This is a genomic window from Microvirga mediterraneensis, from assembly GCF_013520865.1.
Taxonomy (GTDB): Bacteria; Pseudomonadota; Alphaproteobacteria; order Rhizobiales; family Beijerinckiaceae; genus Microvirga; species Microvirga mediterraneensis.
Genome location: NZ_JACDXJ010000001.1, coordinates 301,917 through 325,516, shown reverse-complemented (window position 1 = coordinate 325,516; position 23,600 = coordinate 301,917). Strand labels below are relative to the sequence as shown.

Here is a 23,600-nt window from a genome sequence, read left to right as displayed (position 1 = left end):
GCCGTGAAGCAACTGGCCAAGAACAAGCTTCTCGCCTTCGCCGTCGTCCTGGTGGCGATCCAGCTCATCCTCGCCATCGGGGCGCCGCTCTTCGCGCCCTACGATCCCATGGCGCAGAGCGTTGCGCGCCGACTTCGCCCGCCCTCCTGGCTCAACTGGTTCGGCACGGACCAGCTCGGCCGGGACGTGCTGACGCGTATTCTCTACGGCTATCGCACCTCACTCATCGCCTGCCTGATCGCGGTCGGCATCGCGCTCTTCGCCGGCGGCGCGCTCGGCCTCATTGCCGCCTATTACCGCGGCTGGCTCGACCGCATCATCATGCGCGTCATGGACGTTCTCTTCGCCTTCCCGGTGATGCTGCTCGCCATCGGCATCATCGCCGTCCTGGGGCCGCACACCTACAGCGCGGCCGCCGCCATCGCGGTGGTCTACACGCCGATCTTCGCCCGCCTCCTGCGCGGCCCGGCGCTCGTCTTGTGCGAGAGCGAATACGTGGCGGGCGCCAAGGCCATCGGTGCCTCGGATGCACGCATCATCTTCCTGCACATCCTGCCGAACCTCGCCTCTGTCATCCTGGTCCAGACGAGCCTGCTGCTCTCCGCCGCCATCCTGGTCGAAGCCTCGCTGTCGTTCCTCGGCCTCGGCACGCAACCGCCGACGCCGTCGCTCGGCCTGATGCTGTCGGAGGGCCGCAACTTTCTCATGCTCTCGCCATGGAGCGCGATCTTCGCCGGTTTCGCGATCCTGTTCCTGTCCTTCGGGTTCAATCTTTTGGGCGATGCTCTTCGCGACACGCTCGATCCGCGCCTGCGGGGCCAATCGTGATCGTGCGGCCTGCCAGGGCCGAAGACATTTCGGCGCTCTCGGCCGTCGCCGAGCGCTCCTACCGGGTGGCCTTCGCGGACATCCTGGAACAGGACGTGCTCGCAGGCCGCGACGCTGCCTTCTTTGCCGAGCGCTTCGCCGCCTCGTGGCCGCGCATGCTGGTCGCGCTCGCCGAAGGCATCCCGGCCGGGTTCCTGCTCATGACCGACGGCCATATCGACATGCTGTTCATGGATCCCGGCTCCAACGGCAAGGGCGGCGGCGCGCTGCTCCTGCGGGAGGCGGAAGCACGGGGCGCGAGGAGCCTCGAATGTTTCCGCGACAATCATGCCGCGCGCCGGTTCTACGAACGCTATGGCTGGCGTGTGGCGCGGGAATACGAGCGGGAGTTCGCGGGGCGTGATCGCAGTTTCGTTCTTTATGAGAAGAGCTGATCCTCAGCCGGCGGAAAGGCTTCTTGTATTCACCCGCCTCATCCTGAGGAGGTCGGCTTATAAAAGGCTCACGCGCGTTTCCCTCCCCCTTGTGGGGAGGGATTAAGGGTGGGGGTGTGGGCGCCACACCTTCATAGGCTATCGCTCACACCCCCACCTCCAACTCCTCCCCACAACGGGGAGGAGAGCTCCCGCATCGCTTTATGAGCCAGCCGATCAGGATGAGGGGCAGAGGTAAATTCTACCGCTTCTTAGAGTGTGACGACCCGCCCCGTGCGCACCGCCTCATCGGCTGCCAGAACGATGCGCAGGGACCGGACGGCGTCGTTCATGTGGTCCGTCAGGTCCAGGTTCTCGCGGATTGCCCGCAGGAGGAAGCGCTGCTCGCGCTCGCAGAGGGCGTCGTGATCCGGCTCATCCGTTGTGCTGATGCGCTCGTCCGCCTTCGCGAAGCGGCCCTCCGAATCGAGAGCGGCGTGGTGCAGCAGAATCTGATTCGTCTTGGTATGCGCGTTGACGTCGTCCGAGCGGATCCCGCCGGACGTCTCGGCCATGACGATGCTGACGCTGCCCTTCGGGCCGATCACGTCCTTCACGAAATAGGCCGTTTCGCTCATCATCGGGCCCCAGCCGGCCTCGTACCAGCCGACCGAGCCGTCGTCGAAGGTCACGTGGAGATGCCCGTAATTGTACATGCCGGCCGGCATGTCCTCCGTCAGGCGCGTGCCGACGCCATGGACCTGCACGGGCTTCGCCTTCGTAATCTGGCACATGACATCGACATAATGAACGCCGCAATCGACGATGGGCGAGAGGGATTGCAGCAGGCGCTTGTGCGCCTCCCAGGCCGATCCGCTCGATTGCTGATTGAGGTTCATGCGGAACACGTGGGGCGTGCCGAGCGTCCTGGCGATCTCGATGAATTTGATCCAGGAGGGGTGGTGTCGAAGGATGTATCCGATGACGAGCTTGCGTCCGGTGCGCATCGCCGTCTCGACCACGCGCTCCGCATCCTTCACGGTGTCGGCGAGCGGTTTCTCCACGAAGACATGCGCTCCCGCCTCCATGGCGCGGATAGCATAGGGCGCGTGCGTGTCGGACCAGGTGTTGATCGATACGACGTCCGGCCTCGTGGCCTCGAGAGCTTCCTCGAAATCGGTGAAGCGCGGCGCATCCCGCAGGGCGGCCGGAAGCTCCATGCCGTCGATATTGCGCGTGCAGAGCCCTGCAATCTCGTAGCCGTCGATCCGGCTGTAGGCGAGGGCATGGGACAGGCCCATGTTCCCGAGCCCGATCACGAGAACCCGTTCTGCGCTCATCGAAAGAACCCCGTTCAGTTATCGTTTCCACCGATCCAAGTCTGCCGCACCTGCAGGCTTTCGTCGAGGAGGACGAGATCGGCGTGGTAGCCGGGCGCGATGCGGCCCCGTTCGTGATCGAGCCTCAGGAACCGGGCCGGGATCAGCGAGGCCATGCGCAGCACCGCCGGCAGGGCGAGGCCGAGCCGCTGCACGCTGTTGCGCACGGCGCCCGCCATGTCGAGGTCGGAGCCCGCGAGCGTGCCGTCCGCCGTGGTGAGCCGGCCGTCGCGGCGATGGATCGTGCGGCCGTGCAGGTCGAAGCCGGTCAGATCCGTGCCGGTCACCGCCATGGCGTCGGTCACCAGCATCATGTGCTCCGTCCCCTTGGCGGCGATCGCCACGCGCAGGGCCGCATCGCTCACATGGTGCCCGTCGACGATCAGCCCGCACCAGGTGTCCGGGCTGTCGAGCGCCGCGCCCACCGGGCCGGGATCGCGCCCGGCCAGCGGCGGCATGGCGTTGAACAGATGCGTGAAGCCGCGCGGCCCATGGCGCACCGCCTCCACGATGGTCGCGTAATCGCCCGCCGTGTGCCCGGCGCAGACCAGCACGCCCGCGGCGGCCAGCCGCGCAATCGCCGCCATGTCAACGCGCTCGGGCGCCAGCGTCACCAGGGTGCGGCCCTCGGTGAGCGCGGTGAGGATCGCGAGGTCCTCCTCCTCCAGCGGCCGGATGAAGGCGGGGTTGTGCACGCCCTTGCGCTCGGGGCTGATGAAGGGACCTTCGAGGTGGATGCCGAGCACGCCGGGCACGCGCGCGGCCAGAGCCTGGCGCATCGCCTCCACGGCCTCCGCCATGGTCTCGCGGGTGTCGGTGATGAAGGTCGGCAGCAGGCCGGTGGTGCCGTAGGCGCGGTGCGCTTCGGCGATGGTGCGGATGCCCTCGACGCTGCGCACGTCGTTGTAGAGCACGCCGCCGCCGCCATTGACCTGCACGTCGATGAAGCCGGGCGCCAGCAGGCCCTCGACCTGGCGGCGCGCGATGCCGGCGCCCAGATCCTGCTCCTGCGGCAGGCCGCGGATGCGGCCGTGCTCGATCACGACGGCGCGGCCGTCGAGCATGTGCGCGCCGTCGAAGACGCGGGCTCCCACGAGGGCTGTGGCCATCACACGGTCTCCGTCACCTTGCGCAGGCGCGGCGGGCTGTCGGGATTGCGGCCGCGCGCCAGGGCAATGGCGTTCACCAGGGGATAGAAGCTCTGGATGAGCGCGAGGGGGGCGAGATAGGGATGCGCCTCCTCGCTCCCCGGCAGGGCGAGGCGGGCGCGGCCCTCGGCGGCGCCGGCGACGAGGACGGGCACGCCCTGCTCGGCGAGCTTGGTCACGAGATCGTTGACGCCGCTCAGGGTCTCGTCGCGCTGGCTGAGCACCAGGATCGGGAAGTGCTCGCCCGCGAGCGTCCACGGGCCGTGCATCAGCTCGGCGGCGCTCATCGCCTCGGCGTGGACGCCGGAGGTTTCCTTGAGCTTGAGGGCGGCTTCCTGGGCGACGGCGAAGCCGACGCCGCGGCCGACGACGAACAGGTTGTCGGCATCAGTAAGGGCGGGCAGCGCCGCCGACCAGTCGGTGGCGGCGGCTTTGGCGAGCACGTCGGGCAGGGTGTCGAGGGCATCGAGCAGCGCCCGGTCCTGCGACCAGTGCGCCACGAGCTGCAGGCCGGCGGCGAGCGCGGCGATGAAGGACTTGGTGGCGGCGACGCTCTTCTCGGGGCCGGCATGGAGCGGCAGCACGACCTCGCAGGTGGCGGCGAGCGGCGAGGAGGTGTCGTTGACGAGCGCCACCGTCAGGGCGCCGTCGTCGCGGCCGGCCTGGGCGAGGTTGAGGATGTCGGGGCTGCGGCCCGATTGCGACACGGCGAGGAAGAGGGCATCGCGCATGCGCGGGCGCGCCGCGTAGACGGAGGTCACGGACGGGCCGACCGAGGCGGTGACGAGGCCGGACTGGATCTCGAGCAGGTACTTGACGAAGGTGGCGGCGTTGTCCGAGCTGCCGCGCGCGCAGGTGACGGCAAACGGCGGCGGGGACGCGCGCAGGCGCGCGCCGAGCTCGCGGCACAGCGGCGCGTTGCTCGCAAGCAGACGCGCCACAACCTCAGGCGCCTCAAACGCCTCGCGAAGCATGGCGGTCGGGGAAGAAGCATTCATGTCAGGTATCATCATTGTGCATCCGTTCGGGCTGGCTGATGGTCAGCTCGGCCACGAAATCATAGGCATCGCCCCGGTAATAGGACGAGGTGAACTCGACGACTTCGCCCGCGGCGGTGAACGAGCGACGTTCGATGTAGAGTGCGGGACTCCGAGGCGCAACGCCGAGCAGCGAGGCCTGTTCCTCGTTCAAGAGGACCGCGTGCAGGCGCTGCAGGGCGCGGGTCGGCATGAAGCCGTGCTCGTGCAGGACCGCATAGAGCGACTGCTTGACGAGGGAGGGATCGGGCAGAACCTTCGAGGGGATGACCGCGTTCTCGATCGCCATGGGAATGCCGTTGGCGAGACGCAGGCGATTGACGCGGCTGACGAGGTCTCCCGGCGAGAGGCCGAGCGCCATCAGCTCGTCCGTGGAGGCCGGGCCGGTCGAGCGGCTCAGCATCACGGCCGAGGAGCTCAGGCCCCGGGCCGACATGTCGTCGGTGAAGCTCGACAGGCGCGACAGGGGCTGTTCGAGGCGCATCTGCGGGGCGATGAAGGTGCCCGAGCCCCAGCGCTGGACGAGCACGCCCTTCTGCACCAGGCCGGTGATCGCCTTGCGCACCGTGACGCGCGAGATGCCGAGCTGCTTCGCCAGGTCCCGCTCGCCCGGCAGCGCCGCGTCGGCCTTGAGCGCGCCCTTGCGGACGGCGTCCTCGATGGATTGCTGGAGCTGGAGATAGAGCGGCGTCGGGTTGCCTTCGTCCAGGGGCACGAAGGCGAGCGGCTCGCTGGATTGCTCGTTCATGGCCGACCTTCCTGGAGAGCCATGCGGGCGAGCAGGATGGCGCCGTCGAGCGCGTCGGCCATGGGCTCCGCGATGGTTCGCTGCACGGGCGGCGACAGCCAGGGACGCAGGGGCTCCGACAATCCGCCGAAGAGGCAGATGGCGGGCGCGCCGAGGTCGAGCAGGCGCATGCCGATCGCGCTCAATCCCGCGGCCGCATCCTCGACGATGGCGATGCCGAGAGGATCGCGCCGTTCCGCATGCTGCAGCACGAGCGGCGCATAGCGTCCGTAATCGGCCGGGCGGGCCTTGCCGACCCAGTCGACCAGGATCTCAAGGTCGTTCTTGAACTCCGCCAGAACTGCATCGGAGAGCGGCGTCGCGGCGATGCGGCCGTCATGGGCCCAGATGCAGCGGCGCAGCAATTCGCGCCCGATGGCGGCGCCGCTGCCCTCATCGGAAATCTCGTAGCCCCAGCCGCCGACATAATGGCACTGGCCGCTGGTGCCGCCATAGCCGCAGGAGCCGGTGCCGACGATCAGGATGGCCCCGTCGCCGCCCTTGAAGGCGCCGAGCCAGGCCGTGTGGGCGTCCGTCTCGATCTCGAAGGATGCGAAGGGATGGCCGCGCGACAGAAGACGCTCGACCGCGCTGGTCTGCCCGGCCCCGGCCGCCCCCATGCCGGCATGGATGCGCTTGAGATCGTCTTCGTGGAGTCCTGCCTGCGCCAGCGCTTCGCGGCAGGCGGTCAGGAGCGAGTTCCAGACCAGTTCGGGATCGAGCCGGATATTGGACGGCCCGCCCGTGCCTTCTCCCAGGAGCGTTCCCTTCGCATCGCGCAGCCGCGCCCGGCACTTGGTGCCGCCGCCGTCAATGCCGAGGAACAGAAGGTCGGTCATGCAAGGGGATCTCGGAAAGGATCTTACGGACAGGCACCATGCCACTTAATGTCCAGTTCGGGAAGGGGCGTGGGAGCGGAAACTCCAGCTGCGTTGTCCACAGCCTTGACGGGATCCTCGGCCAAGAGCGCAAAGCGGGGAGAATGCAGAGCCGGCAAATTGTGCGCAGTGTCCCGCAAGGGGAGTTGTCTTTGAATTTCGCCGATACCAATATGAGGTCACTTGTCCAAAGAGCTTTCCGGTGAAACAGTCAGGCTGGTCCGTCGGAAAGCACAAGAATGCAGTCAAAACGGCACGGGACAATCAGAGGGCCATCATCATCGAGGGCGACCGGAGCGCCTCTCGGTCACGGAGGAAGAAAACGATGAAGAAACTCCATTCGAAAGCGTTCCTGCGCCGCGCAGGACGGTTGCTCGCGGGCGCCTCGGTGGCCGCGTCGGCCCTTGCTTTCGCCCATGCCGCGCCGGCCCAGACGCTCACTATCGAGAGCTGGCGCAACGACGACGCGGATGTCTGGAACACCAAGATCATTCCGGCCTTCAACAAGAAGCACCCCGACATCAAGGTGCAGTTCAAGGCCGATCCGCCGACCGAGTACAACGCCGCCCTCAACGCGCGCCTTGCCGGCGGCACAGCGGGCGACCTCATCACCTGCCGCCCGTTCGATGCGTCCCTGGACCTGTTCAAGAAGGGCAACCTTGTCTCCGTCAACGACGTGAAGGGCATCGAGAACTTCTCCGACGTGGCCAAGAGCGCCTGGTCCACCGACGACGGCAAGACCACCTTCTGCATGCCGATGGCCTCGGTGATCCACGGCTTCGTGTTCAACAAGGAAATCTTCGACGAGCTGAAGCTCACGCCGCCCAAGACGATGGCCGAGTTCCACGCGGTGCTCGACAAGATCAAGGCCGACGGCAAGTATACGCCGATCGCCATGGGCACGGCCGACCAGTGGGAGGCCGCCACCATGGGCTTCCAGAACATCGGCGTGAACTATTGGAAGGGCGAGGAGGGCCGCAAGGCGCTCATCGAAGGCAAGCAGAAATTCACCGATCCGGCCTATGTGGACGTGTTCAAGGAACTGGCGAGCTGGGCTCCCTACATGGGCGACGGCTACAAGTCGCAGAAATATCCCGACACGCAGAACCTGTTCACGCTGGGTCGCGCGGCCATCTATCCGGCCGGCTCCTGGGACGTGCCGATTTTCCGCAAGCAGGCCGATTTCCAGTTCGACGCCTTCGCGCCGCCGGTCGTGAAGGACGGCGACAAGTGCTACATCAGCGACCACACGGACATCGCGATCGGCATCAACGCCAAGTCGAAGAACATGGATGCGGCCAAGACCTTCCTGTCGTGGGTCGCGTCGCCTGAATTCGCCGAGATCTACGCCAACGAGCTGCCGGGCTTCTTCCCGCTCTCCAATGCGAAGGTCGAGGTGAAGGATCCGGTCGCGGCGAAGTTCGTCGGCTGGCGCGGCACCTGCGCAAGCTCGATCCGCAACTCCTACCAGATCCTGTCGCGCGGCACGCCGAACCTCGAGAACGAGCTTTGGAACGTGAGCGCCCAGGTGATGAACGGCAGCATGAAGCCGGAAGAGGCCGCCAAGAAGGCCGAGGACGGCCTCGCCGGCTGGTACGAGCCGCACAAGAAGTAAGCGCCGACAGGCGACAGGGCGGGCCGCTTCCGAAAGGCGGCCCGCCTTTCCTTCCCCTTCGGCCCGGAGCAGCATGACCGATCTCACGGCTTCACAGGTTCAGTCGACGGATGCGGCGCAGGCCCGTTCGCGTTTTCCCGTTCACATCGCGGTCTTTCTCGCGCCGGCGGTTGCGATCTACACCCTGTTCTCGATCTATCCCCTGATCGACACGATCCGCCTGAGCCTCTACGCGGGCGACGAGACCGGCGTCCGCAGCTTCGTGGGGCTGCAGAATTTCCGGACTCTTCTGGCCGATCCCAACTGGTCGGGTCAGTTCTGGAACGCGCTGCGCAACAACCTGATCTTCTTCCTGATCCACATGGTGGTGCAGAACGGCATCGGCCTGGGGCTCGCCATGCTGCTCAGCCTCCCGCGCCTCACCGGCGGCAGCGTCTATCGCACGCTCATCTTCCTGCCGACCATGCTGTCCGTGGTCATCATCGGCTTCATCTGGCAGCTCATCCTCAATCCGCTCTGGGGCATCGCGCCGAGCCTGCTCAAGGCCGTGGGGCTGGGAAGCCTCTTCGGCCCCTGGCTCGGCCAGGAATCGACGGCACTGCTCACGGTCTCACTCATCTCGGTCTGGCAGTTCGTCGGCATTCCCATGATGCTGATCTATGCGGCGCTTCTGAACATTCCCGACGATCTGCTCGATGCCGCCACGGTCGACGGAGCCGGGCCCTTCAGCGTGTTCTGGTTCGTGCGCCTGCCGCTCATCCTGCCGACGCTCGGCGTGGTGTCGATCCTGACCTTCGTGGCCAATTTCAACGCCTTCGACCTGATCTACGCGATCAAGGGCGCGCTCGCGGGACCGAACTTCTCCACCGATATTCTCGGCACGTTCTTCTATCGCACCTTCTTCGGCTTCCAGCTCCAGGTCGGCAGCCCGACCATGGGGGCCGCAGTGGCGACCGCCATGCTCGTCATCATCCTGATCGGCGTGCTGATCTATCTCTTCGGCGTGCAGCGCAGGCTGCAGCGGCACACGTTCTGAGGGCGCCATGGCAACAACCGTCAGAGGAACGACTGTCAGACCCGGCCGCATCGCCGTCCATATCGCCCTGATCCTCTACACGATCCTGGCGCTCGGCCCGATCTTGCTCATCCTGGTCAACGCCTTCAAGACGCGGCGCGCGATCTTCGCCGATCCGCTCGGGCTGCCCAACGGCCAGACCTTCACGACCATCGGGTTCGACCGCGTCTTCGCCAATGCGGATTTCGGGCTCTACTTCTTCAACAGCATGACGGTGACGCTGGTCTCCCTCGTGCTGATCGTGCTCATCGGCGCCATGGCCGCCTGGGCGCTGACCGAATACAGGTTCCCCGGCAACACCCTGCTCAGCCTCTATCTCGCCATCGGCATCATGGTGCCGATCCGCTTGGGAAGCGTCAGCATCCTGCGCATGATGGTGGAGCTGAACCTCGTCAACACGCTCACGGCGCTGATCCTCGTCTATGTGGCGCAAGGCCTGCCGCTCGCCATCCTGATTCTCGGCGAGTTCATCCAGCAGATCCCGAAGGACCTGCGCGATGCGGCCCGCTGCGACGGGGTGAGCGAGTACCGGATCTTCTTCAGCATCATCCTGCCGCTCATCAGCCCGGCCATCGCGACGGTCGCCGTCTTCACCATGGTGCCGGTCTGGAACGATCTCTGGTTCCCGCTGATCCTGGCGCCCGGCGACGGCAAGCAGACGATCACCCTGGGCGTGCAGCAGTTCATCGGCCAGTACGTGACGGACTGGAACGCCGTTCTCGCGTCGCTCACCCTGGCGATCGCTCCCGTGCTCGTCCTTTATCTTGTCTTCTCGCGCTATCTCGTGCGCGGCCTCACGGCCGGCGCGGTGAAGTGACGCTTCATGGTTGGAATTGACCGCGATGGCTGATGTTTCCCTGCACAATGTTGCCAAGTCCTTCGGCGCGACGGAGATCCTGCGCGACATCAATCTCGCGGTCGAGGACGGTGAGTTCGTCGTCTTCGTGGGCCCGTCCGGCTGCGGCAAGTCCACGCTGCTGCGCATCATCGCGGGTCTCGAGACGGTGAGCGGGGGCGAGATCAGGATCGACAGCCGGCGCGTGAACGAGCTGCCGCCGGCGGATCGCAAGATCGCCATGGTGTTCCAGTCCTATGCGCTCTACCCGCATATGAACGTCTACAAGAACATGGCCTTCGGGCTGAAATTCGCCAAGACGGACAAGGCCGAGGCGGATCGGCGCGTGCGGCAGGCGGCGGAAATTTTAAAGCTCACCCCGCTTCTCGACCGCAAGCCGCGGGAGCTGTCGGGCGGCCAGCGCCAGCGCGTCGCCATCGGCCGGGCCATCGTGCGCAACCCGAGCGTCTTTCTCTTCGACGAGCCGCTGTCGAATCTCGATGCGGCGCTGCGCGTCAACACGCGCCTCGAGATCGCCAAACTGCATCGCGACCTCGGCGCCACGATGATCTACGTCACCCACGATCAGGTCGAGGCGATGACGCTCGCGTCCAAGATCGTGGTAATGAACCACGGCCGGATCGAGCAGGTCGGCGCGCCGCTGGAGCTCTATCGTTCCCCCCGCAACGTGTTCGTCGCGGGCTTCATCGGCTCGCCCCGGATGAACTTCATCAAAGGGCAGGTCCTGCGCGTCGAGGGGAGCCGCGCCACCGTCGGCTTCGCCGGCACGGAAGCGTTGGTCGATGTGAAGACAGGTAGCCTGTCGGCGGGCGATCCCGTGACCATCGGCATCCGGCCCGAGCACATGGAAGTGGGCGGGGACGATGCCGCCTCGCTGCGTGGCACCATCGATGCGGTCGAGCAGCTCGGCGAGTCGAGCTATGTCTATATGAGGCTCGCGAGCGGAGACGACGTGATCGTCCGCGCGCCGGGAGAGACCGACGCGGCGCCCGGCGGATCCTACACGGCTCACGTGCCGCGCCGCGCCCTGCACGTGTTCGACGCCTCGGGCGTGTCGGTTCTCGCCGGGCGGGGGTGAGGTCCATTCCGCTAAAGGATGCCATACATAGCCCTCATCCTGAGGAGGTCACGTGAGCGACCGTCTCGAAGGACGAGGGCGTCTCCAGTGCCCTCTGGATGATCCTTCGAGACGCCTGCTGCGCAGGCTCCTCAGGATGAGGACTGAGTTAAGCGATAAGGATCGCTGATCCCCTCACGAATTCGAAACAGCCGCTGCAATCCTCGGCGCGAGCGCGCTCGTGAGAATGTCGGCGGGTTTGCCGGAGGCCACGACGCGCCCATCGGCCACGAAGGCCATCTGGTCGGCCACATCCGCGACATCCTCGGGCGTGTGAATCGTCATCACGATGGTGACGGGTCGCTTGCGCCGCAGGGTGTCGACGAGCAGGATCATGTCGCGGCGGAGCGCAGGATCGAGGCTGCTGAAGGGCTCGTCGAGAAGGATGAGCGGGCGGCCTGAGACGAGCGCGCGCGCCAGCGCTACGCGCTGACGCTGCCCGCCCGACATCTCGCCGGGTTTGCGACCCTCGAACCCGTCAAGGCCGACAGCGTCGAGCATCTCGCCGACGAGGCGCTTCTCGTCCGCGCTCAGCCGCAGGGACGGACGCAGGCCCAAGCCGACATTCTGCGCTGCGCTCAGATGCGGAAACAGGTTGTGGTCCTGGAACACGATGGCAGCCGGGCGCTTGGCCGGCTCCAACGGCAGGAGGTTCTGGCCGTCGAAGGTCAGAGTGCCGCTTTCGGGCCGCTCGAAACCGGCGATCATGTGGAGCAGGGTGGTCTTGCCGCCACCCGATGGGCCGATGACGGCGCAGAGATGTCCCGCCGGGACGGCCAGCGTGTAATCGGCCGTGAAATCGGGCCAGGTCAGGCGGCAATTCTCAATCACCAGCATGGGACAATCGACCTGAAACGTGAGCGAGCAGAACCGCGAAAAGGACGATGACGAGACCGATGCTCGACGCCTCGTTCAGACGATAGGCGCCGAGACGCTCATAAAGAAGATAGGGCAGGGTCACCAATTCCGTACCGCCGAAGAGCGCGACGATGCCGAAATCGCCGAACGACAACGCCATGGCAAGCGCGAAGCCCGCCGCGAGCGGGCGCTTGAGGGCGGGCCAGTCCATGATCTTGAGCTTCGACCAGCCGGTGAGGCCGAGGGACGCCGCGACGCGGCCGTAGCGCTCTTCCGTGGTGAGGAGATGCGGCGCCACATAGCGATAGGCGAAGGGCACGGCGGCGAGCCCGTTGATGAGGGGCAAGAGGATAAGGCCGGCCGTCGAGGGATCGCCGAAGCGTCGGATCAGCAGGAACAGACCGGCGGCCAGGGCGGAGGGCGGGACGGCGAGCAGCGCGTCGGGCAGGAGGGCGTAGAAGGCGGCGATCCGCGGCGAGCGCAGGGCGATGCGCCGCCTCCGCGCCGCGGAGGCGAGCGCATAAGCCAGGAGACAGGCCAGGATGGCGGCGGCGCTCGCAATTGTCAGGCTCGTCACGAAGGCGCGCAGCAGGTCGGTATCGATCACGGCGGGCAGGCTGCGAAAGCCCGTCAGGACGCTGAAGGCGAGCGGCCCGATGAACAGGGCGCTCACAGTCAGCACGAAGGCGTCGAGCAATTTCAGGTGCCGGTTCTTCGCATCGGGGCGGTGAACGAGGCTGCGGATCGTGTGGCCCACGGGAGGGCGCGTGAAGGCCCAGTGGAGCAGACCCGTCATCGACAGGCAGATCGCGAGCTGGATCAGGGCGAGCCAGGCGACGCGGCCGAAATCGAGATCGATCTTGAGCGCCTCGTAGATCGCCACTTCGAGGGTGGATCGGCTCGGCCCCCCGCCGAGTGCCAGCACGATGGCGAAGCTCTTGAAGCACATCAGGAAGATCAGGCCCGCGATGCCGGGCAGTTCCGCCCGCAGCACCGGCCAGTCGAGATGGCGGAAGATCTGGAACGGCGTAAAGCCCAAAGCGCTCGCCAGGCGCCAGTGCTCGGCGGGCACTTGGTTCAATCCGTCGAGGGTGATCCGCGCCACGAAGGGTCCGTTGAGGAATACATGCGCGATCAGGATGCCCGGATAGCCGAAGATGCTGAAACCGCCCTTCCAGCCGAGAAACGCGAGCGCCTCGGCCAGCCATCCGCTGCGGCCGTAGACGGCAAAGACCGCGAACACGGCCACGATGGTCGGCAGAACCATCGTGGTGCTCAACGTCGCCAGGACGAGGTCGCGCCCCGGAAATCGGCGGCGTGCCAGCGCGAGCGCGAGGCCGATCCCAAGGACGAGGGACAGGACGGTCGAAAGCAGCGCCTGAACGATCGAGAAGGCGAGCACGCGCGCGAGATAGGGACCGATGGAGAGAAGCGCGGGCGTCCCTCCATCGAATGTGGCAAGGGCGATGAAGCCGCCCGCAACCAAACTCAAGATGGCGAAGGCCACCAGGCTTCCGGGGTGGGGCGGCTTCAGGACCATGAGCGGCGATCAGCGCGCGGTGGCGTTGAGCCAGGCATTCGTGAAAGCGCGGCGGTTCTGCTGCACCTCCTCGGGGGTGAAGAGAAGCGCCTTGTCCGGCTGCACGAGGTTCTTAAAAGCGTCGGGCAGGCCGGAAGCGGGCGTCTTCGCTGGCATCATCCAGTTGCCCTCGGGCATGGCCGACTGGAACGGCTCGCTGAGGATGAAGGCCATGAACTGCTTGGCGAGGTCCGGCTGCTTCGTCGTGCGGGTCATGCCGGCGAGCTCCACGTGGAGATAGTGACCCTCCGTAAAGGCGGCGGCCTTGTAGTTGTCCTTCTTCTCCGCGACGATGTGATAAGCAGGCGACGTGGTGTAGGACATCACCATGTCGGCCTCGCCCTTCAGGAACAGGCCGTAGGCCTCGGACCAGCCCTTGGTGAAGGTGACGATGCGGGGCTTGAGCTTGCCCCAGGCCTCGCCGGCTTGATCGCCGTAGACCTTCTGCATCCAGAGCAGGAGGCCGAGGCCCGGCGCACTGGTGCGGGGATCCTGCAGCACCACCTTCGGGCCGTTGGGATCGTCGACCAGTTCCTTCAGGCTTTTGGGCGGGTTGGCGAGCTTGTTGGCGTCGTACACGAAGGCGTAATAGCCCCAGTCGAAGGGAAGGAAGGTGCTGTCACTCCATGTGATAGGAAGTGTCAGAGTTCTTTCATCCACGCCATGAGGGGCAAAAAGGTTGAGAGACTTGGCCTCCGCCATGAGATTCATGTCGAGACCGACCACTGCATCGGCCTTGGTGTTCTCGCCTTCGAGCCGCAGCCGTCCGAGCAGGCTCCCGGCATCCTCGGCCGTGACCCAGTTCAATTCGCAGCCGCAGGTTGCCTCGAAGCGCTCCTTGACGGTCTTGCCGGGGCCGTATTTCCCGGCGAACGAGCTGTAGGTATAGACCGTGAGGGTCGGTTTGGTCTGGGCCTGGGCGAGGCCCGTCGCGAGTCCAAGCGTCGCGAGGGTGAGGAGAAGTCGGCGTAACATCAGGAGCGCTCCCATGCATGAGGCAGGCCGGACCGGCGGCACGGATTGCACGGGGCATGGCTTTTCTGGCGATGTCGCATGCTCATTCCCTCCGCCGGCATGACCCGGATCAGGTTCGACGGGTCGGCGGCCTTGCCGCCTCTCAGCCCCGGATGGGCTCCCCGTGAGACGCTTTGCTTCTAGAGCACTTCAGGGGCGGCCACAAGCCGCCCCGGTCTGGCTCATTTCCGGTTGCCCTTGTCCTTGCCGCCCGCCATCGCGGCCCGGCGCAGGGCATCGGCCAGGGCGCCGCCGGAGGCTTGAGCCTGCGGGGCCGGCTTCCGCTCATTCTGGGAACGATGCTTCTGGAACGCGGCCCGGTTGTCGTCCTGGCGGCCCTGGGGCCGCTTCTCGGCCGGATCGCTCATGCGCATGGAAAGCGAGATGCGCTTCCTCGGAACGTCGACCTCGAGCACCTTCACCTTCACGATGTCGCCCGGCTTCACGACGGTGCGCGGATCCTTCACGAAGGTGTCGGCGAGCGCCGAAATGTGCACGAGCCCGTCCTGGTGCACGCCCACGTCGACGAAGGCGCCGAAGGCGGCCACGTTGGTGACGACCCCTTCCAGCATCATGCCGGGCCTCAGGTCGCCGATCTTCTCCACGCCTTCCATGAAGGTTGCGGTCTTGAATTCGGGGCGCGGGTCGCGGCCGGGCTTCTCCAGCTCGCTCAGGATGTCCTTCACGGTCGGTACGCCGAACTTCTCGTCCGTGAAAGCCTGCGGGTTGAGCTTCTTCAGGACGGCCCCGTTGCCGATCACGACCTTGATGTCGCTCTTCGTGGCTTCGAGAATGCGGCGCACCACCGGGTAGGCTTCCGGATGGACCCCGGAGGCATCGAGCGGGTCGTCGCCATTCGGAATGCGCAGGAAGCCCGCCGCCTGCTCGAAGGTCTTCGGACCCAGGCCCGACACCTTGGTCAGCGCCTTGCGCGTCTTGAACGGCCCGTTGGCGTCCCGGTGCTCGACGATGTTCTTCGCCACCCATTCGCCGAGGCCCGACACGCGGGACAGGAGCGGCGCGGAGGCGGTGTTGAGATCGACGCCGACCGCGTTCACGCAATCCTCCACGACAGCATCGAGGGAGCGGGAGAGCTTGTATTCCGCGAGATCGTGCTGGTACTGCCCGACGCCGATGGATTTCGGGTCGATCTTCACCAGTTCGGCCAGCGGATCCTGCAGGCGGCGCGCGATGGAGACGGCGCCGCGCAGGGACACGTCGAGGTCGGGCAGCTCCTGGCTGGCGAAGGCGGACGCGGAATAGACGGAAGCGCCCGCCTCCGAGACCATGATCTTGGTCAGTTTCAAGTCCGGATGCTTCGCCACCAGTTCGGCCGCGAGCTTGTCGGTCTCGCGGGAGGCCGTGCCGTTGCCGATGGCGACGAGTTCGACCTTGTGGACGCGGCAGAGCCGCGCCAGCGTCGCGAGGGATTCGTCCCATTGGCGCTTCGGCTCGTGCGGGTAGATGGTGTCGGTCGCCACGACCTTTCCGGTCGCATCCACCACGGCCACCTTCACGCCGGTGCGGTAGCCCGGATCGAGGCCGAGCGTCGGGCGCGCCCCGGCGGGAGCCGCAAGCAGCAGGTCGCGCAGGTTGCCGGCGAACACCTTCACGGCCTCCTCCTCCGCGAGCTGCCAGAGCTTCATCTTCATGTCGAGCTCGATGGAGAAGCGCAGTTTCGTGCGCCAGGCCCAGCGCACGGTTTCCAGAAGCCACTTGTCGCCTGGGCGGCCCTGGTCGACGATGCCGAAGGCGAGGGCGGTGCGGCCTTCGTAGCGGCTGACATAGCTGGGCTCGGCGGCATCCTTGTCCTCCTCCATCCGCAGGTCGAGGATCTCTTCCTTCTCACCGCGGAAGAGCGCGAGGATGCGGTGGGAGGGGAGCTTGGTCAGCGGCTCGGCGAAGTCGAAGTAATCGGAGAATTTCGCCCCGTCGGTCTGCTTGCCGTCGCGGACCTTGGAGGTGAGGCTGCCGCGCTCCCAATAGATGTCGCGCAGGGAGCCCAGCAACTCGGCGTTTTCCGAGAAACGCTCGACCAGGATCGAACGGGCGCCTTCCAGGGCCGCCTCGGGCGTGGCGACTTCTTTCTCGGCATTCACGAAGGCGGCCGCCGCTTCCTTCGGGTCGCGGGCGGGTTCGCTCAGGAGGAGATCCGCCAGGGGCTCCAGGCCTGCTTCCTTGGCGATCTGCGCCTTGGTGCGCCGCTTGGGCTTGTAGGGCAGGTAGAGATCTTCGAGACGCGCCTTGGTGTCGGCGTTGTTGATTTGGAGCGCCAGTTCGTCGTTAAGCTTGCCTTGCTCGCGGATGCTGTCGAGGATCGTCTTGCGGCGGTCCTCCATCTCGCGCAGGTAGCGCAGGCGCTCCTCCAGGGTGCGCAGCTGGGCATCGTCCAGGGTGCCGGTGACTTCCTTGCGGTAGCGCGCGATGAAAGGAACGGTGGAGCCGCCGTCGAGCAGCTCGACAGCCGCCTTGACCTGCCATTCCTGGACATTCAGTTCGTTCGCGATGCGCTGACCGATGGATAGCATGGACGTCTCCGAAAAAGCATAAGGCGCGGCTTCTACGGTGCGGGGCGCCCCCCGGTCAACGGGCCGTCCACAGCCCCGGGGTCGCAGTACCGTTAGGGAATAGAGTATTTGGTTTTTCCCCTTGGCTTGGCTGGCCTTGGCGTATAGACCGTCCGGCCCTTCAAGCCGTCCTCCGAGGTCCAAATGCCCGTATCCCCTGATTTTTCCATCGGCATCGATTTCGGCACCAGCAACACGGTCGTGGCCATCGCGGATCCGGAGGGGAATGTGGAGGCGCTAACCTTCGAGCATGGGGGAGAGCGCCTGAAGGTCTATGTCACGGCGCTCTGCTTCTGGGACGAGCGGCACGGCAACGGCCTGCGGACGGAGGTCGAGGGCGGCCCCTGGGCTATCGAGCAGTTCCTCGAGGGGCTCCATGCCCACCGTTTCATCCAATCCTTCAAGACTTTCGCGGCCAGCGCCACCTTCAAGGAAACCCGCATCTTCCGGGAGCGCTACGCCTTCGAGGACCTGTTGAGCGCGTTTCTGCGCACGCTCGCGGAGCATGGCGGCTCCCGGTTGGATTGGGGCGCAGGGAATGTGGTTATCGGCCGGCCGGTCCAGTTCGCGGGCTACAACCCGGATGACGATCTCGCGATGCGGCGCTACCGGGCCGCCTTCGGACGGCTCGGGGCCGAGCAGGCCCGCTATGTCTATGAGCCTGTCGGCGCCGCCTTCTTCTACGCGCGCCAGCTCGACCACGACGCCACCGTGCTCGTCGCGGATTTCGGCGGCGGCACCAGCGACTTTTCGGTGATGCGGTTCTCGAAGGCCGGCGGCGCGCTGCGCGCGGAGCCCCTGGGGCATGCAGGTATCGGTCTTGCGGGCGATGCCTTCGATTATCGGATCGTCGACAAGGTCGTATCGCCACGCCTCGGCAAGGGTGGGCTCTACCGCTCCATGGACAAGATCCTGACGATCCCCAACCACTACTACGCAAACTTTGCCCGTTGGAACCAGCTCGCCATGATGAAGGGCAGCGGCGACTTGAAGGAGCTGCGCGAACTCGCCCGCGTCGCCCTGGAGCCTGAGCCGCTGGAGAAATTCATCGACATCATCGAATACGATCTGGGCTTCGCCCTCTACCGGGCCGTATCGTCGGCCAAGGTGGCGCTCTCCAACCAGGAGGAGACGGATTTCCGCTTCCAGGGCGAGGGCGTCGACATCCAGGCGAAGATCACCCGCGCCGAGTTCGAGACCTGGATCGCGGAGGATGTCGACCGGATCGCCCAGACGGTCGACGAGGCGCTCGCCAAGTCCGGTGTGAAGCCGGGGGAGATCGAGAGGGTCTTCCTAACGGGCGGCACATCTTTCGTCCCGGCCATCCGGCGCCTGTTCGTCGACCGATTCGGTGAAACCAGGCTGACCTCGGCGGACCAGTTCGAGTCGATCGCCTATGGGCTGGCGCTCATCGGCCAGTCGGAAGCCCCCGAGCGTTGGGCTGTCACGAACTAGGCTAGATTTAAAATAAAATTACGCTTGCCGTAGGGAGATAAAGGGTTTTATTTCGCAGCGCAACATTGGCGCCTGAAGCGGGAGTCCTCTCATGTCCCTGATCAATCCCGACGTCACGCCCGAGAAGGACTTTCCCCTTCGCGACGATATCCGGCTCCTGGGGCGCATCCTCGGCGATACGATCCGCGAACAGGAGGGAGAAGCGGCTTTCGAGATCGTCGAGCGCATCCGCCAGACCTCGATCCGCTTCCACCGCGACGAGGATGAAACCGCCCGCCGCGAGCTCGAGACGATCCTGAACAGCCTCTCGCGGGGACGCACCAACCAGATCATCCGGGCCTACAGCTATTTCTCGCATCTGGCGAACATCGCCGAGGACCAGCACCATGTCCGCCGATCCCGCGCCCATGCCATGGCGGGCGCTCACGCCCTGGAGGCTTCAGCGCCGCGCGAGGGAACATTAGCGCGGGCGCTCAAACTCATCCGGGACGCGGGCATCAGCCACAACGCCCTGCAGGCCTTCTTCGGCTCCGCTCTGGTCTCTCCGGTCCTGACCGCGCACCCGACGGAGGTGCGCCGCAAGAGTACCATCGACCGGGAGATGGAGATCTCCCAGATCCTGGCGCAGCGCGACCGGCAGCATTTGACGCCGGATGAGGAGGCGGCCTGTCAGGAGGGCCTTCGCCGCGCCATCCTCACTCTCTGGCAGACGAGCATTCTGCGCCGGAACAGGCTGAAGGTGATCGACGAGGTCAATAACGGCCTTTCCTATTACGACTACACCTTCTTCAAGGAGTTGCCCCGCGTCTATGCCGCCCTGGAGGATCAGCTCGCGGCCATGGATCCCGTCTGGGAGAATGTGGAGCTTCCCTCCTTCCTGCGGATGGGAAGCTGGATCGGCGGTGACCGCGACGGCAATCCCTTCGTGACGGCGGATGCCCTGCGTCAGGCCCTGATGCTGCAGAGCAAGCACGCCCTTGGCTTCTACCTCGAAGAACTCCATTGCCTGGGCGCCGAACTGTCGCTCGATGGGCGCTATGTGAATGTGTCCGATGAGGTCCAGGAACTCGCCAAGGCTTCTCCCGATCCTTCGCCCCATCGCCAGGACGAGCCCTATCGCCGGGCGATATCAGGTATCTATGCGCGCTTGGCGGCAACCGCCGCGCGGCTAGGACATGGCGACGTGGCGCGTCACGCGGTGGGCGATGCGCCGGCCTATGACAGCGTCGACGAATTCGAAGGCGATCTGTCCATCCTGCACCGCTCCCTGCGGTCGAACGGATCGGGCTCCCTGTCGCGGGGGCGCCTGCGCAAGCTGCGCCGCACGGTCGACGTGTTCGGCTTCCATCTGGCAAGCCTCGACATGCGGCAGAACTCCGACGTTCATCAGCGTGTGATCGCCGAGCTTTTCGAGAAGGCGATGCCCGGCACCGGCTACGAAGGATTGTCGGAGGACAGGCGTGTCGCGCTGCTTATGGAAGAACTCGCGACCCCACGTCTCCTGACCTCGCCCTATCTCGAATACTCGCCGGAGACATCGTCCGAACTCGCCATCGTTCACGAGGCCGCCGAAGCCCACCGGCGCTACGGCCGCGCGGCCGTGCCGAACTACGTCATCTCCAAGGCGAGCGATCCGTCGGACATTCTTGAGGTGGCCCTTCTCCTGAAGGAGGCGGGCCTCTTGCGTCCACGCGACGGCGAGATGGACGTGAACATCATCCCGCTCTTCGAGACCATTGCGGATCTGCGCCATTGCAGCGGCGTGATGGATGCGCTCTTCGCGCTGCCCGCTTACATGCGCCTGTTGCGCAGCCGCGGTCAGGCGCAGGAGGTGATGCTCGGCTATTCGGACAGCAACAAGGACGGCGGCTTCCTCACGTCGGGCTGGGAGCTCTACAAGGCGGAGATCGAACTGATCGAGGTGTTCAGGCGTCATGGCGTGGCTCTCCGTCTCTTCCACGGACGCGGCGGATCGGTGGGGCGTGGCGGCGGGCCGAGCTATCAGGCGATCCTCGCGCAGCCCGGAGGAGCCGTGCAGGGCGCCATCCGCATCACGGAACAGGGCGAGGTGATCGCGGGCAAATACTCCAATCCCGATCTCGGGCGGCGCAATCTTGAGATCCTGGCCGCCGCGACCCTCGAAGCCTCGCTGCTGCATTCCGGCCAGTCGGCGCCGCGCGCGGAATATCTCAATGCCATGGAGGAGCTGTCGAACAGCGCCTTCAAGGCTTATCGGGCCCTCGTCTACGAGACCGAAGGGTTCGAGCGCTATTTCTGGGAATCCACGGTGATTGGCGAAATCGCCAATCTGAACATCGGCAGCCGGCCCGCCTCGCGCACAAATTCGCGGCGCATCGAGGACCTGCGCGCCATTCCCTGGGTGTTCGGCTGGGCGCAGTGCCGCCTCATGCTGCCGGGCTGGTACGGATTCGGCTCCGCCGTCAACGAATGGCTTGAGAAGCACCCTGACACCGGCTTGGCTCTGCTGCAGGAGATGTACCGCGAATGGCCCTTCTTCCAGGCGCTCCTGTCGAACATGGACATGGTGCTGGCGAAGAGCAACATCGCCATCGCGTCGCGCTACGCGAAGCTCGTCGAAGACGACGGCCTTCGCGAGGCCATCTTCCCGCGCCTGCGCCACGAATGGGAGGATTCGATCAGGCAGCTCCTCGCCATCATGCAGCAGCAATCCCTGCTCGACGGCAATCCGCTTCTCGCCCGCTCGATCCGCAACCGCTTTCCCTATCTCGATCCGCTGAACCACCTGCAGATCGAATTGCTGAAGCGTCACCGTTCCGGCGATGCCGATGAGCAGGTCGTGCAGGGCATCCACCTGTCCATCAACGGCATCGCGGCGGGCCTGCGCAACAGCGGTTAGGAAACACAGTTTCGGAACCCGATCGGATCTTCTCGGTTGATTTCCTTGAGAGCGCACCCCGTGAGGGGCGCCTGGAGCTTTAGCCTGAGAGGAGAAATCCATGTCCCGTGGTGACAAGTCCGCCTACACGGACAAGCAGAAGCGCAAGGCCGAGCATATCGAAGAAGGCTACGAGAATCGCGGCGTCTCCGAGAAGGAAGCCGAGCGTCGCGCCTGGGCCACCGTCAACAAGCAGGACGGCGGCGGCAAGAAAGGCGGCTCCGGCCACCGCTAAAGGTATGAGAGCCGGCTGCAGCTAAGGTAGTGCGCCGGGCGGAAAGCGGGTGTATGGAGGGGCCTGATCTCTCCCGCCCGATCCTGCCATGGAGGAAGCCTTGCTCACCAGTTCTGCCGCCGGCGTCTATGTCATCTGTCCCACGCCCTTCGAGAGCGATGGGCGTGTGGACGTCGCCTCGACCGACCGGATGGTCGAGGCCTATCTGAAAGCCGGCGCCACCGGGCTGACGATTCTCGGCATCATGGGCGAAGCGCCCAAGCTGGCGGCCGACGAGGCCCTTTCCTTCGCCCGCCAGGTTATCGCCACGGTGGCGGGGCGCGTTCCCATCATCGTCGGTGTCTCTGCCGCAGGCTTCGCCGCCATGTCGGGCCTGTCGTCCAAGGTGATGGACGCGGGCGCAGCCGGCGTCATGATCGCTCCGCCCTCGACGCTCAAGACCGACGACCAGATCGTCTCCTATTACGCCGATGCGGTGGAAGCCATCGGAGCGGACGTGCCGTGGGTGATCCAGGATTATCCACTCACGACCAATGTTGTCATGACGCCCAAGGTGATCATGCGCATCATCGAGCAGAGCCCCTCCTGCGTGATGCTCAAGCATGAGGATTGGCCAGGCCTCGACAAGATCACGACCCTGCGCCGCGCCAGCGATGCCGGTCAGGCGCGCCGCGTGTCCATCCTCTGCGGCAACGGCGGCATGTTCCTTCCCTTCGAGATGGAGCGCGGCGCCGACGGAGCCATGACGGGCTACGCCTATCCCGAAATGCTGGTCGGCGTGGTGAACCTCATCAACCAAGGCAAGCGGAAGGAGGCACACGACCTCTTCGACCGTCACCTGCCGCTGGTGCGCTACGAGACGCAGCCCGGTGTGGGGCTTGCCGTGCGCAAATACGTGCTGAAGCGGCGCGGCATCATCGCGTCCGACACGCTGCGCAAGCCCGGGCCGAAGCTGAGCCCGGAGACGATTGCCGAGATCGAATGGCTGATGGAGCGCATCGAGCGCTCGTGAGTTTTGCAAGGGAGTTTCTACGAATGGAAACAGGGTTGAAAGGAAAGCGCGCGCTGGTTCTCGGCGCGAGCAAGGGGCTGGGCTTCGGCATCGCTCAAGGGTTGGCGGAGGAGGGTGCGCGCGTCGCCATCGCCAGCCGCACCATGGAAGGCTCGAAGGCCGCCGTCGACAAGATCGGCAGGGACGTCCTTCCCTTCATCTGCGATACCGGCAAGGTCGATCAGGTCGATGCGCTGGTGAAGGATGTCACGGCTGCGCTCGGCGGCGTGGACATTCTCGTGCTCAACAGTGGCGGCCCGCCGCCCGGCAAGGCGCAGGGCGTCTCGTCCGACCAGTGGCGCCAGTCGTTCGAAGCCATGTTCGTCAATCTCGTGCGGATCGCCGACCAGCTTCTACCCGGCATGATCGAGCGCAGATTCGGCCGCATCATCTCCGTGATCTCCTCCGGCGTGATCCAGCCGATCCCGAACCTCGCCATCTCGAATGCCATTCGGCCCGCGCTTGTGGGCTGGGGCAAGACGCTGGCGAGCGAAGTGGCATCCTCGGGCGTGACCGTGAACGCCATCGCTCCGGGCCGCATCGCCACCGATCGCCTGAAGCAGCTCGATGCCGCCAATGCGGAGCGCACCAATCGCTCCGTCGAGGACGTGGCCGCTGCGGCGCGCGCCGGCATTCCGGCTGGCCGCTACGGTGAGATCGAGGAATTCGCGGCTGCGGCCGTCTTCCTCGCCAGCGAGAAGGCCTCGTTCATGACGGGCTCGATCCTGCGCGTCGACGGCGGGCAGATCTCGTCCACGACCTGATGCCGATACTCTTGAGGTGAGGCGGGT

General features: G+C 65.7%; 20 protein-coding genes and 1 riboswitch. Of the genes, 11 read left to right on the top strand and 9 right to left on the bottom strand.

The annotated features are described in order from the left end of the window. The first annotated feature begins 3 nt into the window (after positions 1-3). On the top strand, positions 4-828 hold the full coding sequence (locus tag H0S73_RS01505; protein WP_181050495.1) for an ABC transporter permease subunit: 825 nt from the start codon (positions 4-6) through the stop codon (positions 826-828). Continuing rightward, entirely contained in the window at positions 825-1,262 is a 438-nt protein-coding gene (locus H0S73_RS26030; RefSeq protein ID WP_181050494.1) for a GNAT family N-acetyltransferase, read from the top strand. Before H0S73_RS01505 ends, H0S73_RS26030 begins: the two co-directional genes overlap by 4 nt. 251 nt (positions 1,263-1,513) lie before the next feature. Here H0S73_RS26030 and H0S73_RS01495 read toward each other — a convergent pair whose 3' ends face one another. Genes H0S73_RS01495 through H0S73_RS01475 form a run of 5 tightly spaced genes read right to left on the bottom strand, consistent with a single transcriptional unit; the run spans position 1,514 to position 6,431 of the window. Continuing rightward, positions 1,514-2,581, bottom strand: coding sequence for a Gfo/Idh/MocA family protein (locus tag H0S73_RS01495; protein WP_181050493.1), 1,068 nt, complete (start codon positions 2,579-2,581; stop codon positions 1,514-1,516). A gap of 14 nt (positions 2,582-2,595) precedes the next feature. After that, the gene (gene nagA / locus H0S73_RS01490; protein WP_181050492.1) at positions 2,596-3,729 is read right to left on the bottom strand and encodes an N-acetylglucosamine-6-phosphate deacetylase; all 1,134 of its coding nucleotides are present in this window, start codon (positions 3,727-3,729) and stop codon (positions 2,596-2,598) included. Continuing rightward, entirely contained in the window at positions 3,729-4,766 is a 1,038-nt protein-coding gene (locus tag H0S73_RS01485) for an SIS domain-containing protein (RefSeq protein ID WP_181050491.1), read from the bottom strand. Before H0S73_RS01485 ends, nagA begins: the two co-directional genes overlap by 1 nt. A gap of 1 nt (position 4,767) precedes the next feature. Then, positions 4,768-5,553 carry a GntR family transcriptional regulator gene (locus H0S73_RS01480; RefSeq protein ID WP_181050490.1) on the bottom strand — a complete coding sequence of 262 codons (786 nt, stop codon included), beginning with the start codon at positions 5,551-5,553 and terminating at the stop codon, positions 4,768-4,770. Beyond that, the gene (locus H0S73_RS01475; RefSeq protein ID WP_181050489.1) at positions 5,550-6,431 is read right to left on the bottom strand and encodes a glucosamine kinase nucleotide-binding domain-containing protein; all 882 of its coding nucleotides are present in this window, start codon (positions 6,429-6,431) and stop codon (positions 5,550-5,552) included. The genes H0S73_RS01480 and H0S73_RS01475 overlap by 4 nt, the downstream gene beginning before the upstream one ends. 364 nt (positions 6,432-6,795) lie before the next feature. Between H0S73_RS01475 and H0S73_RS01470 the strand changes: the two genes are divergently transcribed. The 4 genes from H0S73_RS01470 to H0S73_RS01455 all read left to right on the top strand — a co-directional run bounded on the left by H0S73_RS01470 (position 6,796) and on the right by H0S73_RS01455 (position 11,094). Beyond that, positions 6,796-8,085 (top strand): ABC transporter substrate-binding protein, encoded by a 1,290-nt coding sequence (locus H0S73_RS01470; RefSeq protein ID WP_181050488.1) that lies wholly within the window; start codon positions 6,796-6,798, stop codon positions 8,083-8,085. 73 nt (positions 8,086-8,158) lie between these two features. Continuing rightward, positions 8,159-9,121, top strand: a complete 963-nt coding sequence (locus H0S73_RS01465) for a carbohydrate ABC transporter permease (RefSeq protein WP_181050487.1) — start codon at positions 8,159-8,161, stop codon at positions 9,119-9,121. A 7-nt stretch (positions 9,122-9,128) separates the two neighbouring features. Continuing rightward, complete coding sequence (locus H0S73_RS01460; RefSeq protein ID WP_181050486.1) at positions 9,129-9,977, top strand: carbohydrate ABC transporter permease; 849 nt, start codon at positions 9,129-9,131, stop codon at positions 9,975-9,977. A 25-nt stretch (positions 9,978-10,002) separates the two neighbouring features. Further along, positions 10,003-11,094, top strand: a complete 1,092-nt coding sequence (locus H0S73_RS01455; RefSeq protein WP_181050485.1) for an ABC transporter ATP-binding protein — start codon at positions 10,003-10,005, stop codon at positions 11,092-11,094. Between the two features lie 174 nt (positions 11,095-11,268). Here the strand turns inward: H0S73_RS01455 and H0S73_RS01450 are convergent, their stop codons facing one another. The 4 genes from H0S73_RS01450 to H0S73_RS01435 form a co-directional block, all read right to left on the bottom strand. Further along, a complete protein-coding gene (locus H0S73_RS01450; RefSeq protein WP_181050484.1) occupies positions 11,269-11,970 on the bottom strand; it encodes a thiamine ABC transporter ATP-binding protein in 702 nt (233 codons plus the stop codon). Further along, positions 11,957-13,531 carry an ABC transporter permease subunit gene (locus H0S73_RS01445; RefSeq protein ID WP_181050483.1) on the bottom strand — a complete coding sequence of 525 codons (1,575 nt, stop codon included), beginning with the start codon at positions 13,529-13,531 and terminating at the stop codon, positions 11,957-11,959. Before H0S73_RS01445 ends, H0S73_RS01450 begins: the two co-directional genes overlap by 14 nt. 9 nt (positions 13,532-13,540) lie before the next feature. Next, positions 13,541-14,545, bottom strand: a complete 1,005-nt coding sequence (thiB, locus tag H0S73_RS01440) for a thiamine ABC transporter substrate binding subunit (protein WP_181050482.1) — start codon at positions 14,543-14,545, stop codon at positions 13,541-13,543. 68 nt (positions 14,546-14,613) lie between these two features. Further along, a riboswitch (TPP riboswitch) is annotated at positions 14,614-14,719 on the bottom strand. 47 nt (positions 14,720-14,766) lie between these two features. Continuing rightward, entirely contained in the window at positions 14,767-17,112 is a 2,346-nt protein-coding gene (locus tag H0S73_RS01435) for a Tex family protein (protein ID WP_181050481.1), read from the bottom strand. 183 nt (positions 17,113-17,295) lie between these two features. On the opposite strand from H0S73_RS01435, the gene H0S73_RS01430 reads away from it, so the two are divergent. From H0S73_RS01430 to H0S73_RS01410, 5 genes are all read left to right on the top strand, one after another. Then, the gene (locus H0S73_RS01430; RefSeq protein ID WP_181050480.1) at positions 17,296-18,606 is read left to right on the top strand and encodes an Hsp70 family protein; all 1,311 of its coding nucleotides are present in this window, start codon (positions 17,296-17,298) and stop codon (positions 18,604-18,606) included. Between the two features lie 91 nt (positions 18,607-18,697). Continuing rightward, positions 18,698-21,484, top strand: a complete 2,787-nt coding sequence (gene ppc, locus H0S73_RS01425) for a phosphoenolpyruvate carboxylase (RefSeq protein ID WP_181050479.1) — start codon at positions 18,698-18,700, stop codon at positions 21,482-21,484. A gap of 100 nt (positions 21,485-21,584) precedes the next feature. Continuing rightward, complete coding sequence (locus H0S73_RS01420) at positions 21,585-21,758, top strand: hypothetical protein (RefSeq protein WP_009493188.1); 174 nt, start codon at positions 21,585-21,587, stop codon at positions 21,756-21,758. Between the two features lie 100 nt (positions 21,759-21,858). Further along, on the top strand, positions 21,859-22,770 hold the full coding sequence (locus tag H0S73_RS01415; RefSeq protein ID WP_425488169.1) for a dihydrodipicolinate synthase family protein: 912 nt from the start codon (positions 21,859-21,861) through the stop codon (positions 22,768-22,770). 23 nt (positions 22,771-22,793) lie between these two features. Then, a complete protein-coding gene (locus H0S73_RS01410) occupies positions 22,794-23,573 on the top strand; it encodes an SDR family oxidoreductase (protein WP_181050477.1) in 780 nt (259 codons plus the stop codon). Positions 23,574-23,600 lie beyond the last annotated feature (27 nt).